At 58.9% G+C, this 13403-nt stretch carries 21 protein-coding genes and 1 pseudogene; 9 read left to right on the top strand and 13 right to left on the bottom strand.

What is annotated here, in order from left to right; genetic code table 11:
* Nucleotides 1–4 precede the first annotated feature (4 nt).
* The 3 genes from XaFJ1_RS11695 to XaFJ1_RS11685 all read left to right on the top strand — a co-directional run bounded on the left by XaFJ1_RS11695 (nt 5) and on the right by XaFJ1_RS11685 (nt 1600).
* Nucleotides 5–520 (top strand): hypothetical protein, encoded by a 516-nt coding sequence (locus tag XaFJ1_RS11695; protein ID WP_012916883.1) that lies wholly within the window; start codon nt 5–7, stop codon nt 518–520.
* 94 nt (nt 521–614) lie between these two features.
* Entirely contained in the window at nt 615–1082 is a 468-nt protein-coding gene (locus XaFJ1_RS16390; protein WP_155395659.1) for a hypothetical protein, read from the top strand.
* Entirely contained in the window at nt 1073–1600 is a 528-nt protein-coding gene (locus XaFJ1_RS11685; protein WP_161525187.1) for a hypothetical protein, read from the top strand. The genes XaFJ1_RS16390 and XaFJ1_RS11685 overlap by 10 nt, the downstream gene beginning before the upstream one ends.
* Nucleotides 1601–1982: 382 nt before the next feature.
* Here XaFJ1_RS11685 and XaFJ1_RS11680 read toward each other — a convergent pair.
* Nucleotides 1983–2809: pseudogene (locus XaFJ1_RS11680) on the bottom strand (IS3 family transposase).
* A gap of 138 nt (nt 2810–2947) precedes the next feature.
* Between XaFJ1_RS11680 and XaFJ1_RS11675 the strand changes: the two are divergent.
* The 3 genes from XaFJ1_RS11675 to XaFJ1_RS11665 all read left to right on the top strand — a co-directional run bounded on the left by XaFJ1_RS11675 (nt 2948) and on the right by XaFJ1_RS11665 (nt 4105).
* Nucleotides 2948–3220, top strand: a complete 273-nt coding sequence (locus XaFJ1_RS11675; protein ID WP_045756980.1) for a hypothetical protein — start codon at nt 2948–2950, stop codon at nt 3218–3220.
* On the top strand, nt 3217–3477 hold the full coding sequence (locus XaFJ1_RS11670) for a hypothetical protein (protein ID WP_155394443.1): 261 nt from the start codon (nt 3217–3219) through the stop codon (nt 3475–3477). The genes XaFJ1_RS11675 and XaFJ1_RS11670 overlap by 4 nt, the downstream gene beginning before the upstream one ends.
* Before the next feature lie 214 nt (nt 3478–3691).
* Nucleotides 3692–4105, top strand: coding sequence for a hemagglutinin repeat-containing protein (locus XaFJ1_RS11665; protein WP_045756978.1), 414 nt, complete (start codon nt 3692–3694; stop codon nt 4103–4105).
* Nucleotides 4106–4518: 413 nt separating this feature from the next.
* Here the strand turns inward: XaFJ1_RS11665 and XaFJ1_RS11660 are convergent, their stop codons facing one another.
* The 4 genes from XaFJ1_RS11660 to XaFJ1_RS16555 form a co-directional block, all read right to left on the bottom strand.
* Nucleotides 4519–4713 carry a hypothetical protein gene (locus XaFJ1_RS11660; protein ID WP_012916875.1) on the bottom strand — a complete coding sequence of 65 codons (195 nt, stop codon included), beginning with the start codon at nt 4711–4713 and terminating at the stop codon, nt 4519–4521.
* 88 nt (nt 4714–4801) lie between these two features.
* On the bottom strand, nt 4802–5266 hold the full coding sequence (locus tag XaFJ1_RS11655; RefSeq protein ID WP_012916874.1) for a phage terminase small subunit P27 family: 465 nt from the start codon (nt 5264–5266) through the stop codon (nt 4802–4804).
* A complete protein-coding gene (locus XaFJ1_RS15945; protein WP_012916873.1) occupies nt 5253–5459 on the bottom strand; it encodes a hypothetical protein in 207 nt (68 codons plus the stop codon). Before XaFJ1_RS15945 ends, XaFJ1_RS11655 begins: the two co-directional genes overlap by 14 nt.
* A 252-nt stretch (nt 5460–5711) precedes the next feature.
* Nucleotides 5712–5903, bottom strand: a complete 192-nt coding sequence (locus tag XaFJ1_RS16555; RefSeq protein ID WP_425477010.1) for an HNH endonuclease — start codon at nt 5901–5903, stop codon at nt 5712–5714.
* A 281-nt stretch (nt 5904–6184) separates the two neighbouring features.
* Here XaFJ1_RS16555 and XaFJ1_RS11645 point away from each other — a divergent pair, with 281 nt between their 5' ends.
* Both XaFJ1_RS11645 and XaFJ1_RS11640 read left to right on the top strand, forming a co-directional pair.
* Nucleotides 6185–6655 carry a DUF3489 domain-containing protein gene (locus XaFJ1_RS11645; protein ID WP_012916871.1) on the top strand — a complete coding sequence of 157 codons (471 nt, stop codon included), beginning with the start codon at nt 6185–6187 and terminating at the stop codon, nt 6653–6655.
* A gap of 158 nt (nt 6656–6813) precedes the next feature.
* Nucleotides 6814–7077 carry a hypothetical protein gene (locus tag XaFJ1_RS11640; protein ID WP_012916870.1) on the top strand — a complete coding sequence of 88 codons (264 nt, stop codon included), beginning with the start codon at nt 6814–6816 and terminating at the stop codon, nt 7075–7077.
* A gap of 114 nt (nt 7078–7191) precedes the next feature.
* Here the strand turns inward: XaFJ1_RS11640 and XaFJ1_RS11635 are convergent, their stop codons facing one another.
* The 8 genes from XaFJ1_RS11635 to XaFJ1_RS11600 form a co-directional block, all read right to left on the bottom strand.
* A complete protein-coding gene (locus tag XaFJ1_RS11635; RefSeq protein ID WP_012916869.1) occupies nt 7192–8490 on the bottom strand; it encodes a site-specific DNA-methyltransferase in 1299 nt (432 codons plus the stop codon).
* 168 nt (nt 8491–8658) lie between these two features.
* Nucleotides 8659–9087: a DUF6362 family protein gene (locus XaFJ1_RS11630; RefSeq protein ID WP_012916868.1), complete on the bottom strand. Its 429-nt coding sequence runs from the start codon at nt 9085–9087 to the stop codon at nt 8659–8661.
* Nucleotides 9080–9283: a hypothetical protein gene (locus tag XaFJ1_RS11625; protein ID WP_012917098.1), complete on the bottom strand. Its 204-nt coding sequence runs from the start codon at nt 9281–9283 to the stop codon at nt 9080–9082. Before XaFJ1_RS11625 ends, XaFJ1_RS11630 begins: the two co-directional genes overlap by 8 nt.
* A 4-nt stretch (nt 9284–9287) precedes the next feature.
* Nucleotides 9288–9752 carry a crossover junction endodeoxyribonuclease RuvC gene (locus XaFJ1_RS11620; protein WP_012916866.1) on the bottom strand — a complete coding sequence of 155 codons (465 nt, stop codon included), beginning with the start codon at nt 9750–9752 and terminating at the stop codon, nt 9288–9290.
* Between the two features lie 144 nt (nt 9753–9896).
* Nucleotides 9897–12161, bottom strand: a complete 2265-nt coding sequence (locus XaFJ1_RS11615) for a phage/plasmid primase, P4 family (protein WP_012916865.1) — start codon at nt 12159–12161, stop codon at nt 9897–9899.
* Nucleotides 12158–12409 carry a hypothetical protein gene (locus XaFJ1_RS11610; protein WP_045756975.1) on the bottom strand — a complete coding sequence of 84 codons (252 nt, stop codon included), beginning with the start codon at nt 12407–12409 and terminating at the stop codon, nt 12158–12160. The genes XaFJ1_RS11615 and XaFJ1_RS11610 overlap by 4 nt, the downstream gene beginning before the upstream one ends.
* A gap of 2 nt (nt 12410–12411) precedes the next feature.
* A complete protein-coding gene (locus XaFJ1_RS11605; protein ID WP_012916863.1) occupies nt 12412–12687 on the bottom strand; it encodes a hypothetical protein in 276 nt (91 codons plus the stop codon).
* Nucleotides 12688–12800: 113 nt separating this feature from the next.
* Nucleotides 12801–13064, bottom strand: a complete 264-nt coding sequence (locus tag XaFJ1_RS11600) for a helix-turn-helix transcriptional regulator (RefSeq protein WP_012916862.1) — start codon at nt 13062–13064, stop codon at nt 12801–12803.
* Between the two features lie 63 nt (nt 13065–13127).
* Between XaFJ1_RS11600 and XaFJ1_RS11595 the strand changes: the two genes are divergently transcribed.
* Entirely contained in the window at nt 13128–13373 is a 246-nt protein-coding gene (locus tag XaFJ1_RS11595; protein WP_045756974.1) for a hypothetical protein, read from the top strand.
* The last annotated feature ends 30 nt before the right edge of the window (nt 13374–13403 follow it).

Genomic DNA, 13403 nt, shown 5'->3' with positions numbered 1-13403 from the left:
ATTCATGAATGAGCAATTTCCAGAAACTTTCAAATTCAAAGGATTTTGGCCTGCATTTATTATCATGTCACTTTTTGTATCATTATGGGTATTTATTGCCATTACGGTGCCAATGCAAGGGGGAGGCTTGGGTGGAATTATTTTTTGCCTTGGAGTCGCAGCGCTTCTGTCCTTGATAGTTTGGATATTTTTGGTTGGAAAGTCGGATATTGTAATCGATGAAAATTCGATAACTAGAGTGTTTTTAGGAAAAAGGCTGCAATCTATGGCATGGACTGACGTCGAGCGCATCGTTGTTTTTCCTATGCGCGCTCCTGGAATGAGTCGGGCTATGACTTCATACAATATAATTCCATCTGCTTCATCTGGAAAAGTAAATTTCCCGCGAAAAATATATTTTGGCGATCAAAAAACAGATTTAACGGATCTTATAAAGGTAATGAATTTTTTCATTGCCCGACATAATATCACGGTGGAACATAAATCAGACGGCCGCACCACTGTCACAAATTCGCTCTAACAAGGAATTGGTCGTTTACAGATGTTAATTCGATCATGTATCGATCGGTGGACATGAATTTGTTACCGCTGCTATTGGCGCGGTTTTAGGTGGTGTGGCAGGTTATGAAGCAGGTGGCTGGCAAGGTGCTGTCGCTGGCGGATTAGTCGGAGGCGTTGTTGGATTTGTTGCGCCTCAATGGTCAGCAGCTGCTGCTGATTTCGTGGGCGGAGGTATTGCTGGAATGTTTGCTGGTGCAGGTGCAACAGTTGCGCTCGGTGCAGGGGCTGGAGCTGGGGCTACGGTTATGGGTAATGGGCTTTATAACGCGACTCGATCCCGCTGCGAAAAAGCCAAAAGCTGGAACGATGATATTTTGTATGGTACGGCATTGGGAGCGATGGCTCCATTGATGAGTGGTGAAGCATATATTGTTGGTGCTGGCGAGGAAGCAGTTGGTGCAACAACTTCTAATGTGTTCTCTGTCCTTACTGGCTCTATCGCTGCTGTTGGAACGGCTTTGGATCCAGAGGCATCTCATGGCTTCCGCTCGCCAAGCGAGAGTGGCTGTGGTTGTCAATAGTAGGGATAAAATTTATTAATCATAAATTTCCGCAAACTTTTAAGTTTAAAAGATTTTTGCCGGCGCTTGTAATTTCTGTATTTTTTATATTTTTATGGATTTTTATTGCTATTACAGTGCCAATGCAAGGAGGTGGTGTGGGTGGAGTTTTGTTTTGCCTTGGCATGGCGGCGCTTCTGTCCTTTCCAGGATGGATTTTTTTGAAAAGTAGATCGGATATTGTGATCGATGAAAGTGCGATAACTAGAGTGATTTTAGGGAAAGATCTGCAATCTATGGCATGGGCTGATGTGCAGCGCATTACCGTTTTCCCAATCCGTGCCCCTGGGGTTAGTCGCAATGTGACTGGTTACAACATTATTGCGTTAGACTCTAAGGGGGGGCGAAAAATACACTTTAATGATCAATATACGGATTTAACTGAGCTTGTTGATGTGATTAATTTTTTTATTGCGCGGCATAATATAAAGGTTGAACATAAATCAGACGGTCGCACCACTGTCACAAATTCGCTCTAATGGTAACTCGATCATCTATCGAGCGGTGGACATGAATTTGTTACCGCTGCTATTGGTGCGGTTTTAGGTGGTGTGGCAGGTTATGAAGCAGGTGGCTGGCAAGGTGCTGTCGCTGGCGGACTAGTTGGAGGCGTTGTTGGATTTGTTGCGCCTCAATGGTCAGCATATGCGGCTGGCTTGGTAGGGGAAGGTCTTGCTGGGATGTTTGCCAGTGCAGGTGCGACAGTAGCATTTGGTGCAGGATCTGGAGCTGCGTCTACGGTGGCTGGTAACGAAATTTATAACTTAACTCGATCGCCTTGCCAAAAAGAAAAGAGTTTGAGTGATGGTATTTCGTATGGCATGGCGCTGGGGGTGACCTGAGTGCGAACTTTGTAGCCAGTCAGGCAGTGAGTCCGGAGGGAATGATATCGGGTTCGATCCAGTTCCGCCGGATGGTGGCCGGCGGTTTGTCAGCATGCGCACTTGCGGCCGCTGCTCGTTGTAGAACTGCCGCCAACGCTCGATTAGCACCTTCGCTTCGGTCCGACTACGGAACCATTCGCGGTTGAGCGGCTCGTCGCGCAGCTTGCCGTTGAAGCTCTCCACGAAGCCGTTCTGCCACGGGCTGCCCGGTGCGATGAAGGTCGGGCCGATCGCTGCATCGCGCAGACAGCGCATGACCTTGGCTGCGGTGAACTCCGCGCCGTTGTCCGAACGCACGAACGCCGGCTTGCCGTACAGGCGCATCAATCGCGATAAGGTCAGGATTACGTCTTGCGAGCTGAACCTGGCGCCCACCTCGATGGCCAAGCATTCGCGGGTGTATTCGTCGATCACACACAACAGCTTCAAGCCGCGGCCGTCGACCATCTGGTCGTGGACGAAGTCGTAGCTCCATACCGCATTGGGCCGCACCGCGCCGGGCAGACGAATGTCGCTGCCGCTGCGCCTGCGTTTCGGTCGCCGAGGCGGGATGTTCAAGCCCAATGCACGCCACAGCCGACGCACGCGGGCTTGGCCCACGTCCAGCCATGCCGCCATGCGCCGATAGCCAAAGCGCGGCACATGCGGCGAGGTGGCCAACAGGCGTTCGCTCAAACTCCGATCCTTCTCCGGCTGGTGCTCGCTGATGTTATGGCCCTTACACAGCGTCGTGATCGGGACGTTTCCCGCTTCGGCTTCGCGCAGGATCGTGATGATCTGCTCTTCGGTGTGTCGCTTCTTCATGAGTTCTCCTTGCTGCTTCAGGCTAGAGAACTCACCTTCCAATTGGCTACACGTTTCGGCTCAGGTCATGAGCGCTGTAGATGCGTTGAGCATCAATGCGGCGGCGAGCACCAATACGCGACCACGCAGATCGCACGCGTGGCAGGCTTGTACGTCACCGGCACCAATGGCAGTGGCATGCTGTCGGTGGTGGGTGGTGGCGACGTGACTCTGCAGGGCGCGCAGGTGCGCAACGCTGGCACCGACGGGGTGATCCAACTGGTGGCCGGTCACGACCAGACCCTTGGCACGCAGACGCTCGCGCACAGCACCGATATCACCGACAACTCGCGCAACTACCACAACGCAGCAGCGAGACCACGTATGTCACAACGAGAGTGCAAGGCGCGGGCGACGTGGTGTTGGCGGTGATCCTTGAAACGGCGCAGAACACGCACAGCGAGGACCACGACAGCCAGCACACGAAACACGGCGTGTTCGGCGACGGCAGTGCCAATTTCACCATTGGCAAGCAATTGATCAGGACCGATGCCACTAGCAAAACGTTGACCCACACCGACAGCACGGTGGGCAGCCAAGCCAAGGGCGATGCGCGGATGCAGGCGCTGGCCGTGGCATCGGCGGCGTACAGCGCGTATGGGGGGGCGTCGCTGGGCAACGCGCTCTAGGCCAACAGCGCCAAGGATGCCGCACAAGTGGCTGGCCTCAACATCGCCATCACCTTGGGCCGCAGCCGCAGCCGCAGCCAGAGCGAGCAGCACAGCGACATCAGCAAGGGCTCGACCCTACATGCTTGCGTCAACGTCAACCTGATCGCCACCAGCGGCGGCGAGGACAGCAACCTCCTGATCCAGCGACCTCAAGGCGTGCAACACCCTGCTGTTGGCAGCCGACCACGACATCACGGTGGAGTCGGCACAGGACAGCAGCGAACAGCACAGCCACAGCAAGAGCGGTAGCGCGGCGATCGGCGTGGTGATCAGCTATGGCGCGGATGGCATGGCGGCGGGTGTGACCGCCAGCGCCAGCAGCGTGCACGGCAAGGCCGATGGCACGGACGTGACCCAACGCAACAGACATCTCTCCGCAGGCAACACCGCCACGATTATCAGAGGCAACGACATCACGCTGGATGGCGCGGTTTTGTCGGCGAATAAGGTGATGGCGGATGTCGGCGGGGACCTGCACATCCACAGCGAGCAGGACACCAGTCACTACGCCAGCCACGACACCGCCTTTGGTGTCAACGCCGATTTAAATCTGACCCCCAGTGGGTCAGTTTTACTTCGGTGCTAACAACCGAGCATCAACACGTTCTGAGCATGCTTGACGGAGGGCCAGATGGCCGAGCTCGACGATCTGCGCCTTCGAGACGTCACCGGCCTAGGCCTAGTCGAACTGCCAGAGGGTCTTGATGGAAGGCATCGTCGCAAGGCGCATCAGCACCGTGCGCTTGCGTTCTTCGCGGGTTGCTTGCTCGCCAGCACACGCTCCAGCAAGTCGGCGAAGCTGGCGCCTTCGCGTGCTGCGCGAGGGAGGGCGTGCCAGTCGCTTCCCAGTCGGGTGGGCTTCAGCTTTTCGCATAGCTCGGCGATGCGGTCATGCTGCGGCCATCACACTAGCTCCAGCAAGGCGTCGTACACTCAGAGCGCATGCTGCAGGCTGCTCTGCAGCTGCAGGATCACGTGCTGACGCGCCGGCACGAGTGTCTACGGAACCCTGAGCTTATAAGGGCGTATCAGACCTTTGACGTGTGGCAGCCGCTCGATGAAGGCGCACAGGTTGTCGGCCGGCAAAAAGGTGCGGCCCTGCTTGTCCTTGAGCTTCGGATTGAAGCGGTAGGGACTGGCTTTGCCGGTGTAGCGCGCCAGGTCGTCCAGTTGGCGTTGGCAGGCGCGTTGCACCCAGCGGCAGGCCAGGTGTCGTCGGTGACCACGGCTTCGACATAGCGATAGGCGAGCGGCGTGTAGTGTGAGGTTGCTATCGCACTACCTAGCCGACGATGTCCGCCCAGGGGTCGTGTTTGTCGACCGACTCCTGCGCGACCTGGACGCGTGATCGGGATGCAGGGGTGAACCCCATCTCCGACTCGTACCCCTTCATCTCCAACGCGAGATCCCGGATCACATCCATCAGCGGGGAGCGCCGCAAGATTCCACTGGGGGTCTTGATGATCATGCCGGCGACACCAGATCGGTTGATCTTTGCCAGCGCCTCGCGGTACAGACCTGCGCAATTGGCCCAGCGTTCCAGAACCGTGGCATCAAGGGAAGAAAATAAACCGAGTGGTGCGTTCTCTACCGCATACGTCCATGCCTCCTTGGCAATGTCAGACATGTACTCCGGTGGCTCACCCAATTGCCCGTCGGGACGGGGCTCATGCGGGTTGGTCCGGCATTTTTGCAGCGTGCCTTTGATCTTCTTGATTGCTACAGGCAGAGGTTTACGACCGCGCATAGGTTTTCAGTTCTGAGGTCATGTCCGCGTGACTTGCCGCAGTCCATGGCGTCGCATCGATCTGTTCGATCTGCGCCAAGTCAGCCTTGTAGTCCCTTGCAACGCTTAGCTCTGACACGGTTCTGTCCAAAAAAAGTTTTTCATTTTGCACGCGCGAAAAATTGAGGGGGCGAGCGGTCTTTTGCGATTGCATCGCAAGGATTTGACCCCCCTACCCAGCATCGAGTCCGATGGATGCCCCGAGCATTGCATGAGCTGCCTACACGGCAGTGAACTGAAACGCATCCCCCTTCAGCTTCGCCTCGAATTTCTGAGCTGCCTACACGGCAGTGAACGTACATCGGTCAGTGCGGGCGCTGCGGCGATTTTTCTGAGCTGCCTACACGGCAGTGAATCGAGCATGCCATGACCGTTGTCATTGTGCATCTGTCCAAATTGTTTTTCATCAAGCACCTTCGCGTCCCTGATGCGATTCCTGGGCCGTCTTGAGTACGTGACAGCGATGGCAGATCGCCTGGCAGTTGTTTGGATGATCGGTGCCACCCTGCGACTTTGGGACGATGTGGTCCACCGCCACGGCTGGCGTCAAGCGTCCTGACTGTTTGCATGGCTGGCATAGTCCTTGATCGCGTTGCATGACGAAGGCGCGCAGTTTCTGCCACGTCGCGCCGTAGCCACGTTGATGTGCATTACGCCGGTCTTTGTGCCAGCCCACCTTGTCACGTTGATGGTCGGCGCAGTAGCCAGAACCATCTGAAACTAGCTTCCCGCAACCAGGATGGCGGCAGGGTGTGGGGGCTTTGCGGGGCATTGATGGCCTGTTCTAAAAAGAAGCAAAAAATGTGCAAAAACCACTTGGCTTTTTAGGTGATTGGAGCGTTCATGCGATCACCAACAAACACGTCGAGGGCGATTCAAATGACCACCCAGCTCACACCAAACCAGCACGCCATCCTGGCCCACGCCCATCAGCACACCGAGGGCAAGATCACTTGGGTTCCCGACAACCTCAACGGCGGCGCGCGCAAAAAAGTGCTCGAATCACTGTTTAATCGCGGATTTATCAAGCAAAACCGCAACGCTTGGATCATCACGGCCCAGGGCTACAAGGCGTTGGGCGTGCCGCGCAAGGCGCCAGTCAGCGCCAAGGCGATAGAGGCCGTCATCGAACAAGCCAAACCGCGCACTCGCGAAAACAGCAAGCAGGCGCAGGTGATCGCCATGCTCAAGCGCCCTGAAGGCGCCACCATCGCGCAGATTTGCGAGAAAACCGGCTGGCAATCACATACGGTGCGCGGCACGTTTGCCGGTGCATTCAAGAAAAAGCTTGGTTTGAGCATTATCTCGGATAAAGCGCCTGGTGGGGAGCGTACTTACCGCGTCGAATGAAAAATAGGGTGAAATCGGTAGGTTGTTAAGGATTTGAAGAGCATCGGAGAATGCTCAAGAAGAAAAAAAATAATCAGAAAATATGCAAAAACAACTTGGATTTCTAGGTGATTAGAGCGTACATACGATCACCAACCAACACGCAGAGGAAGATTCAAATGGCCAGCCGAATCACACCAGTCCAGCTCGCCATTTTGGCCCACGCCGATGATTACAACGAGGGCAAGATCACTTGGGTTCCCGGCAACGTCCAAGGTGCTGACCGCCAGAGGGTGATCGACGGCCTCCGCAATCGGAATCTGATCAAGAGCATCGGCAATGACTGGTTCATCGCCGACGAGGGCTACAAGGCGCTAGAATTTCCGCTCAAGGCGCTGGCCAGGGCCAAGCCGCGCACTCGCGAAAAATGCGCTATCGATTGATCGAGGAAAAGAAGCCAGGCATTGCTTGGCTTCTTGCTCGGATATTGCATGATAACGGTGACGGTGCGCAGCACCGTCACCGGTTGCTGCAAGGCGAGGGCAGGCGGGGGGAATTTACGCCATCCCTGGCTGCTCGGCCTCCAGCGTTGAACCGAATGCCACACCATCGCTGGCGCGTATTGCGGCTTGCCCGGTGTAGTCCTGCCAGCGGCGCACGATCACGTCGACATATTTCGGATCAAGTTCGATCACGCGCGCGCGCCGGCCGGACTTTTCGCAGGCGATGAGCGTGGAGCCGGAGCCGCCGAACGGATCGAGCACGATGTCCTTGGTCTTGCTGCTGTTGCGCACGGCGCGCTCGACCAATTCGACGGGTTTCATGGTCGGATGCAGATCGTTTTTTTGCGGTTTCTTGATTTGCCAGACGTCGCCTTGATCGCGGGCACCGCACCAAAAATGATCGATGCCCTCGCGCCAGCCGTACAGGATGGGCTCGTACTGACGCTGGTAATCCGCACGGCCCATCGTGAAGGTGTTCTTGGCCCAGATGATGAAGGTCGACCAGTGGCCGCCAGCGGCACGAAAGGCCGACTGCAGCGTATCCAGTTCGCTGGAACTCATGGCGATGTAGACCGCACCCTTGGTGCATCCCAGAATGTTCATGCATGCTTCGGTCAGGAAGCCGCCAAAGCCTTCGCCCAAGTTGTCGTTCAGGATCGGACGGTTCTTGTTGCTTGCCTTGTCCTTGGCGGCGTTGGCGTAATTCACGTTGTACGGGGGATCGGTGAAGGCCATGTCGGGCAATTCGTCACCGAGCAGCTGCGTGTAGTCGTCGGCCTTGGTGGCATCGCCGCATAGCAGTCTGTGGTCGCCCAGCAGCCACACGTCGCCTGCTTGGGAGATGGGGGCTTGCGGCACGTCCGGCACATTGTCCTCGTCGGTGAGCCCGTCCTTGGCGGTGTCGTCCCCGGCGATCAGCGCTTCCCATTCTTCCGGGGAGAAGCCGGTCAGGTCGAGATCGAAGCCGGCGTCCTGCAGTTCGGACAGTTCGATGCCGAGCAGGTCGTCATCCCAGGCGGCGTTCTCGCCGATCTTGTTGTCGGCCAGGATCAGCGCGCGGCGTTGCGTGTCGCTCAAGTGATCCAACGGGACGACCGGCACCTCGGCCATGCCCAGCTGACGAGCCGCCAGTAGACGACCGTGTCCGGCGATCACATTGTTGTGGCCATCGATCAGAATCGGCGCGCCCCAGCCGAATTCGCGAATGCTGGCGGCGATCTGCGCGACCTGGGCCTGCGAATGCTGCTTGGCATTGCGGGCATAGGGAATCAGCGAATCGACCGGTCGGTAGTGGAGTTGCAGTGCGCTCATCGGGTTCTGAAAATGAAAAAACCCGCCATGAGTCGTCCTCATGGGCGGGTTGATGGGGTTGGCCAGCCGTGTCGCCACGCTGCGTGCAGTGGCTGACAGGTCTGTCCAGACGATAGCGGAAATACTACCCCCGAACGGCCTGTTGTGTTGCACGCCCCGATGGCGTCAAAACAGACATGCACGGCAAAGCGTGGACAATCAGCGCACGCATTACCCTGGGTTGCTCAGGTTTTTGGAAGACAACCGCAGCCCGTCGCGGTTGAGTTGTTCGGCCACGATCTCCAGCGCCTTGTGCCAACGTCGCCATGCGGTGCTGCGATCACAGGCGAAGCGGGTCGTGATGTCCCGCCAGCCGTAGCGCTTGGCGCGCATCCACACCAGGTGGCGTTGTTCCACTTCCAGCCACAGCACCCATCGCATCGTTTCGAGCATGCGCTCGACATCCTGCGGGCTCGGTGGAAAGGGGCGATAGGGGCGATCCTCTGTGGCGAATGCCTCCCACTGCTGCCGCAGGATGTGGGGCCAGGCGTTGAAGTAGCCGGGTGTGCGAACGCAAGGCAGTCGACGCCCCGTTGAGGCTGCCTCTTCGAAGCGATGCGCAATCTCCTGGATCGTCCACGGAGCATGCCGGTTAACCATGGCGCTTGCTCCCATACAGACGCTCGCCGATGCGCTGCACGATTTCCCGTTCGATGAAATCCAGTCGCTCATCCTGCGCGTTGATGACCAGGATGGCTTGGTCGCGCCATCCTTGCCGTTTGATCGTCTCCACATCCACGCGCTCTGGCTGGAAACGTCCAAGCGGGCTGCGGTAGGTCGGGGTCGGGATTTTCATGGCGTCACACTCCCTGTGTCTGGATGGCCCAGTGCAGCAGGGCCAGTGCATCGGCTTGGTTGTCATCGATGGGGGTATGACCACGTCGCCGAGCGGAGGCGATCATGTCGTCTTTGCCGGCATTGCCCTTGCCGGTGGCGTGCTTCTTGATCGTGCCGACGGGTACGCCCTGGTAGGGGATCTGGTGGTGTTCGCACCATGCGGTCAGATGCCCCATGAAGCCGCCATAGGCATGGGCGGCATCGACGCCGGCATGTCGGCGCACCTCCTCGAAGTACACCGTGTGGATGGGATTGGCGGTGGAGAGCACTTCGTTGAGCCAGCGTTTGAAGCGCAGGAAGCGCATGCCGCCGCCTTCGAATCGCTGCGGGGTGAAGGGCTCGGTGCCGCTGGTGATGGTGCCATCCGAGTGCTGCAGTGCCCACCCAGTGCGAGTGCCCAGGTCCAGGGCCAGGATCGTCGTGTTCATCGTCAAGTGCTCCAAGTCGGGAGGGACTGACAGATTGGACGGGTCACATCGAAACTCCCTCATGAGGTGTGTGCGCGCGTACGCGCGCGTAGGACTTACGATGTAGTGCGTCAAATGCGTCAGTCGGATGTGTCGCAATGGCATTCAGTCGTTGTCGGAGGCGGTGTCAGCGCGCGTGTGCAGGTGCTTGAGACCCACGCCACGGAAGCCACGCAGGCCCGTCGAGTTGCGCCACTTCTCCAGACCACGGGTCAGGAGCAGATCAGCGAAGCGCTTCTGCGAGCCGATGAATTCACCTGCGTCGTCGGCCCACAACTTCCAGTCGTTGAATAACTCGGCAGTGAGCGACTTGGCATTGACATGGCGCACGCAGCGTTCGCCGATCCATCGGCCAAGCGCGTCCTCTGCCTCGAAGTACTCCTCGGTGGCTTGCAGAACTTGCTGCGGTGGCGCAAGCCGTCCGAGGCGTTGCCAGTACAGGCATCCTTGGACGGCCCAGGCAAGGATGCCGTCGCGCTCGTTCAACAGCTTTTCCTGGAGATGTTTGTCGCGGCGCTCGGGTGGCACGGTGATCGTGAACGGGATCAGGTGTAGCCGCCGTTTCATTGCCTCATCGATGTTGCGGATGGCGGGCCTGTGGTTGCCTGCGACGAAAAGCTTGAACTGTGGGAAGAACTCGAAGAAGTCCTGACGCATGAAGCGTGCGGAAATTTTGTCGCCGCCGGTGAGGTTTTTCAGCTTCGACTCGGCCCATCGTCGCCCCTGTTCGGTTTCGATGGCCGCCACGAAGCGCGAACCACGCAGCCCCGCCATGTCGGTCGGGTGCCGGTCGGCGCGTGTCTCCATGAACGTGTCCATCGGCGCGTTGGCTGCGTAGTCGCCGAAGATGGTGACCAGTGTGTTGACGAATACCGATTTCCCGTTCGCACCGGTGCCGTACAGGAAGAACAGCGCGTGTTCCTGCGTGGAGCCGGTGAGTGCATAGCCGACCATCCGTTGCAGATAGGCTTGCAGTTCGTTGTCCTGGTCTGTTATCTCGGCGAGGAACCTCTGCCAGATCGGGCAGCCATCGCTCGGCGTGGCCGTGGTGATCTTGGTGATCCGGTCGGCACGTTCGTGCGTGCGCCGTCGGCCTGTCCTGAGATCAACCACGCCGCCGGGCGTATTGAGCAGCCACGGGTCCGCGTCCCATTCGGCGGTGGTGGCGGCATGCCGGCGATCAGCGCGCGCCAGCCGTTCGACACCGCTGACCGTGCCGGCACTGGCGAGTTTGGTGGCGATTTTTGCGTTGTCGGCGTGGACCGCCGCATGGCGGCAGACGCTGCGGATCAGGTCGGTTGCTGCCAACGTATCCTCGGTGCGCCAGCGTTGTCCGTCCCACACCAGCCACCGGCCCCAGGTGGCGACGTAGCGCCAATCGCGGTGGTAGCGGCGGGTAAAGGCCAGCGCCAACGCATCCTCGGTGCCCGCCACCGATTCATCGTTGCTGACCACTGGCGCGGCATCATCATCGATGGCGTGCATCTGCAGGCGCGGACCGTGCGCGAGGAAGGAGACGATGTCGAACCCCTCGGCCACGGCGTCTGCCGCATCCCAGCCCGCCACGGCATTCTCGGGCGGGTAGAGGATGTGGCAGGAGGTCGCCCCCGCCGACAGAATGGCTTGCGCGGCCTGCGTCGCGTAGTCCCAGCCCGGCTTGTCGCGGTCAGGCCAGATCAGCACCGACTTACCCGCCAATGGCGACCAATCGGTCTTGTTGATCGGGGCGTTGGCACCGTTCATGGCGGTGGTCGCCACAACGCCGCTGGCGATCAACGCCTGCGCGCACTTTTCGCCTTCGACCAGCACGACCTGGCTGGCCGTCACCAACCCCGGCTGGTTGTACAGGGGGCGAGGGTCGGGTGGGGTCATCTTGCCGCGCTTGGCATCCCACGGCCGGTACTGCTTCTTGCGCCCGTGCGGGTCGTAGCGGTAGACGATGGCGATCAATTTGCCGTCGGCATCGAGGTAGTTCCACTTCGCGGTGGCGGGGCCGAGATCGGCCACGGACGCTTGCCTGCGGGCCTTGCGCACCGGCGCCGAACGGACGCGACCGAGCAGATCGGCGGCCTCATTGAGCACCCTTGGGAAGTCGGTATGAGTATCGGCGCCAAGGTGGGCGGCGATCAGATCGAACAGATCCCCGCCCTCGCCAGTGGCACGATCAATCCACAGGCCCGCCTTTTCTCCTGCCAGCACCACTTCGAGACTGTCGCCGGCATTGCCCCGCGTGTCGCCGATGAAGAACGTCGTGCCGCGCTTCTTGCCTGCTGGAAACACGGTGGTCAACACGGATTCCAGGCGCGCGATCAGGCTTGTGCGGATTTCGACGCGTTCGATGTCCCCGCGATGTTTGTTGGAGTCGATCATTCGGCTTCCTCGGTCGAAGTACCAACGTTCGACGTGTCACTGCGCTGGACGAGCGTGCTGCGTGCAGCCCATGCGGACAGTTCCGATAGCCGGTAGCGCACCAGCCCCCCGAGCAGGTAGTGCGGAATCCGGTATTTGTTGCGCATCGCCTGGTCAGAGAACCAGTAGTAGGGCAGGCGCAATGCCGCCGCCGCGTGTTTGGCATCGACCATGGGTTCGATGCTCTCGACGGGATGAGGGTGGGTCATGTTCAGTTATCCCATGCAACGTCGGCGATGCGGTCTGCCCCACACGCGGAGCGTTTGCGTACCTCGGTGTGGAGTTCTTCCAACGCGTTGCGATGGCGGCTCAGTGCCACAGACTCGGTATTGATGGTCTGGATGGCGAAGGCCAGCTGGTCGACCGTGGCGTCTTGGAGTGCGACAACGACGTGTTGCCCATCTGCCCGGTGATAGTGGATTTCGTTAGGAAGGTGTTCGCCATAGAGGTAGGACAGTTTGTGGCGCAGTGATGTGATCAGGTTCATGCGTGTCGCTCCGAAGGGATGGGAAAGGGACGGCGTGTCAGGGTCCAGGGGGTGTGCGGTACCGAACGCACATCGCAGCGATGGCGATGTCAGATCGCCCATCGCCGTCCTGCTCACGGATAGGCCCGAGCGAAGGTCGAGTAGCGCGAGACGCGTTGCTCGAAGGCTTCGACGTCGCAGATCAGGTAAGTGACGCGCGCTCCGAGCTTGCAGAAGACCGGGCCGAGTTGTTCCTGGCGCCAGCGGCGCAGGGTCTTGACGGATAGTCCCCAGCGCGCGGCCAGTTCGCTCTCGTCAAGGGCGATGCGGGTGGTGCTACCGGGATCTTTGCTTTCACAAAGTTGACCGATTTGTGTGGCGGGAAGTCGGGTTGTCATGTCGATACGCCTCTTTGGTGAAATGGGCGCAGCGAAGTTTCCACACGAATTTATGGTTCGTGTATGGTCGGATTTATGGTCGGATTTATGGTTTTTGCGCCGCAGCCGGTATTTGCTGCGCTTGACCAGCCAGGGCAGGACCTCGCGCCCGGCTTTGCCACCGAAGGCATCACCGAGGGACCGGTGGATGGTTCAGGTATGGCGCGATTTATGGGCGGGTTTATGGTTCCTGCCGTCGTCCACGCGAACGAATTCGTCGAGAGACCGCATGGCGTGGTCACGTGGTGGCAAGGTGGTCAGCGAGGGTAGCGGCGCCGAACCGTCGGCCATTACCCTGTG

This window comes from Xanthomonas albilineans (genome assembly GCF_009931595.1).
Taxonomy (GTDB): Bacteria; Pseudomonadota; Gammaproteobacteria; order Xanthomonadales; family Xanthomonadaceae; genus Xanthomonas_A; species Xanthomonas_A albilineans.
This window is presented reverse-complemented; position numbering and strand designations above follow the sequence as displayed.

Bases quoted from the DNA above. Each gene is read 5' to 3' on its own strand.
- XaFJ1_RS11695 (WP_012916883.1), top strand. From the start codon at position 5: ATGAATGAGCAATTTCCAGAAACTTTCAAATTCAAAGGATTTTGGCCT.
- XaFJ1_RS11655 (WP_012916874.1), bottom strand. From the start codon at position 5,266: ATGCGCGGTCGTAAACCTCTGCCTGTAGCAATCAAGAAGATCAAAGGC.
- XaFJ1_RS15945 (WP_012916873.1), bottom strand. From the start codon at position 5,459: ATGCAATCGCAAAAGACCGCTCGCCCCCTCAATTTTTCGCGCGTGCAA.
- XaFJ1_RS16555 (WP_425477010.1), bottom strand. From the start codon at position 5,903: ATGCAACGCGATCAAGGACTATGCCAGCCATGCAAACAGTCAGGACGC.
- XaFJ1_RS11645 (WP_012916871.1), top strand. From the start codon at position 6,185: ATGACCACCCAGCTCACACCAAACCAGCACGCCATCCTGGCCCACGCC.
- XaFJ1_RS11640 (WP_012916870.1), top strand. From the start codon at position 6,814: ATGGCCAGCCGAATCACACCAGTCCAGCTCGCCATTTTGGCCCACGCC.
- XaFJ1_RS11635 (WP_012916869.1), bottom strand. From the start codon at position 8,490: ATGAGGACGACTCATGGCGGGTTTTTTCATTTTCAGAACCCGATGAGC.
- XaFJ1_RS11630 (WP_012916868.1), bottom strand. From the start codon at position 9,087: ATGGTTAACCGGCATGCTCCGTGGACGATCCAGGAGATTGCGCATCGC.
- XaFJ1_RS11625 (WP_012917098.1), bottom strand. From the start codon at position 9,283: ATGAAAATCCCGACCCCGACCTACCGCAGCCCGCTTGGACGTTTCCAG.
- XaFJ1_RS11620 (WP_012916866.1), bottom strand. From the start codon at position 9,752: ATGAACACGACGATCCTGGCCCTGGACCTGGGCACTCGCACTGGGTGG.
- XaFJ1_RS11615 (WP_012916865.1), bottom strand. From the start codon at position 12,161: ATGATCGACTCCAACAAACATCGCGGGGACATCGAACGCGTCGAAATC.
- XaFJ1_RS11610 (WP_045756975.1), bottom strand. From the start codon at position 12,409: ATGACCCACCCTCATCCCGTCGAGAGCATCGAACCCATGGTCGATGCC.
- XaFJ1_RS11605 (WP_012916863.1), bottom strand. From the start codon at position 12,687: ATGAACCTGATCACATCACTGCGCCACAAACTGTCCTACCTCTATGGC.
- XaFJ1_RS11600 (WP_012916862.1), bottom strand. From the start codon at position 13,064: ATGACAACCCGACTTCCCGCCACACAAATCGGTCAACTTTGTGAAAGC.
- XaFJ1_RS11595 (WP_045756974.1), top strand. From the start codon at position 13,128: ATGGTCGGATTTATGGTCGGATTTATGGTTTTTGCGCCGCAGCCGGTA.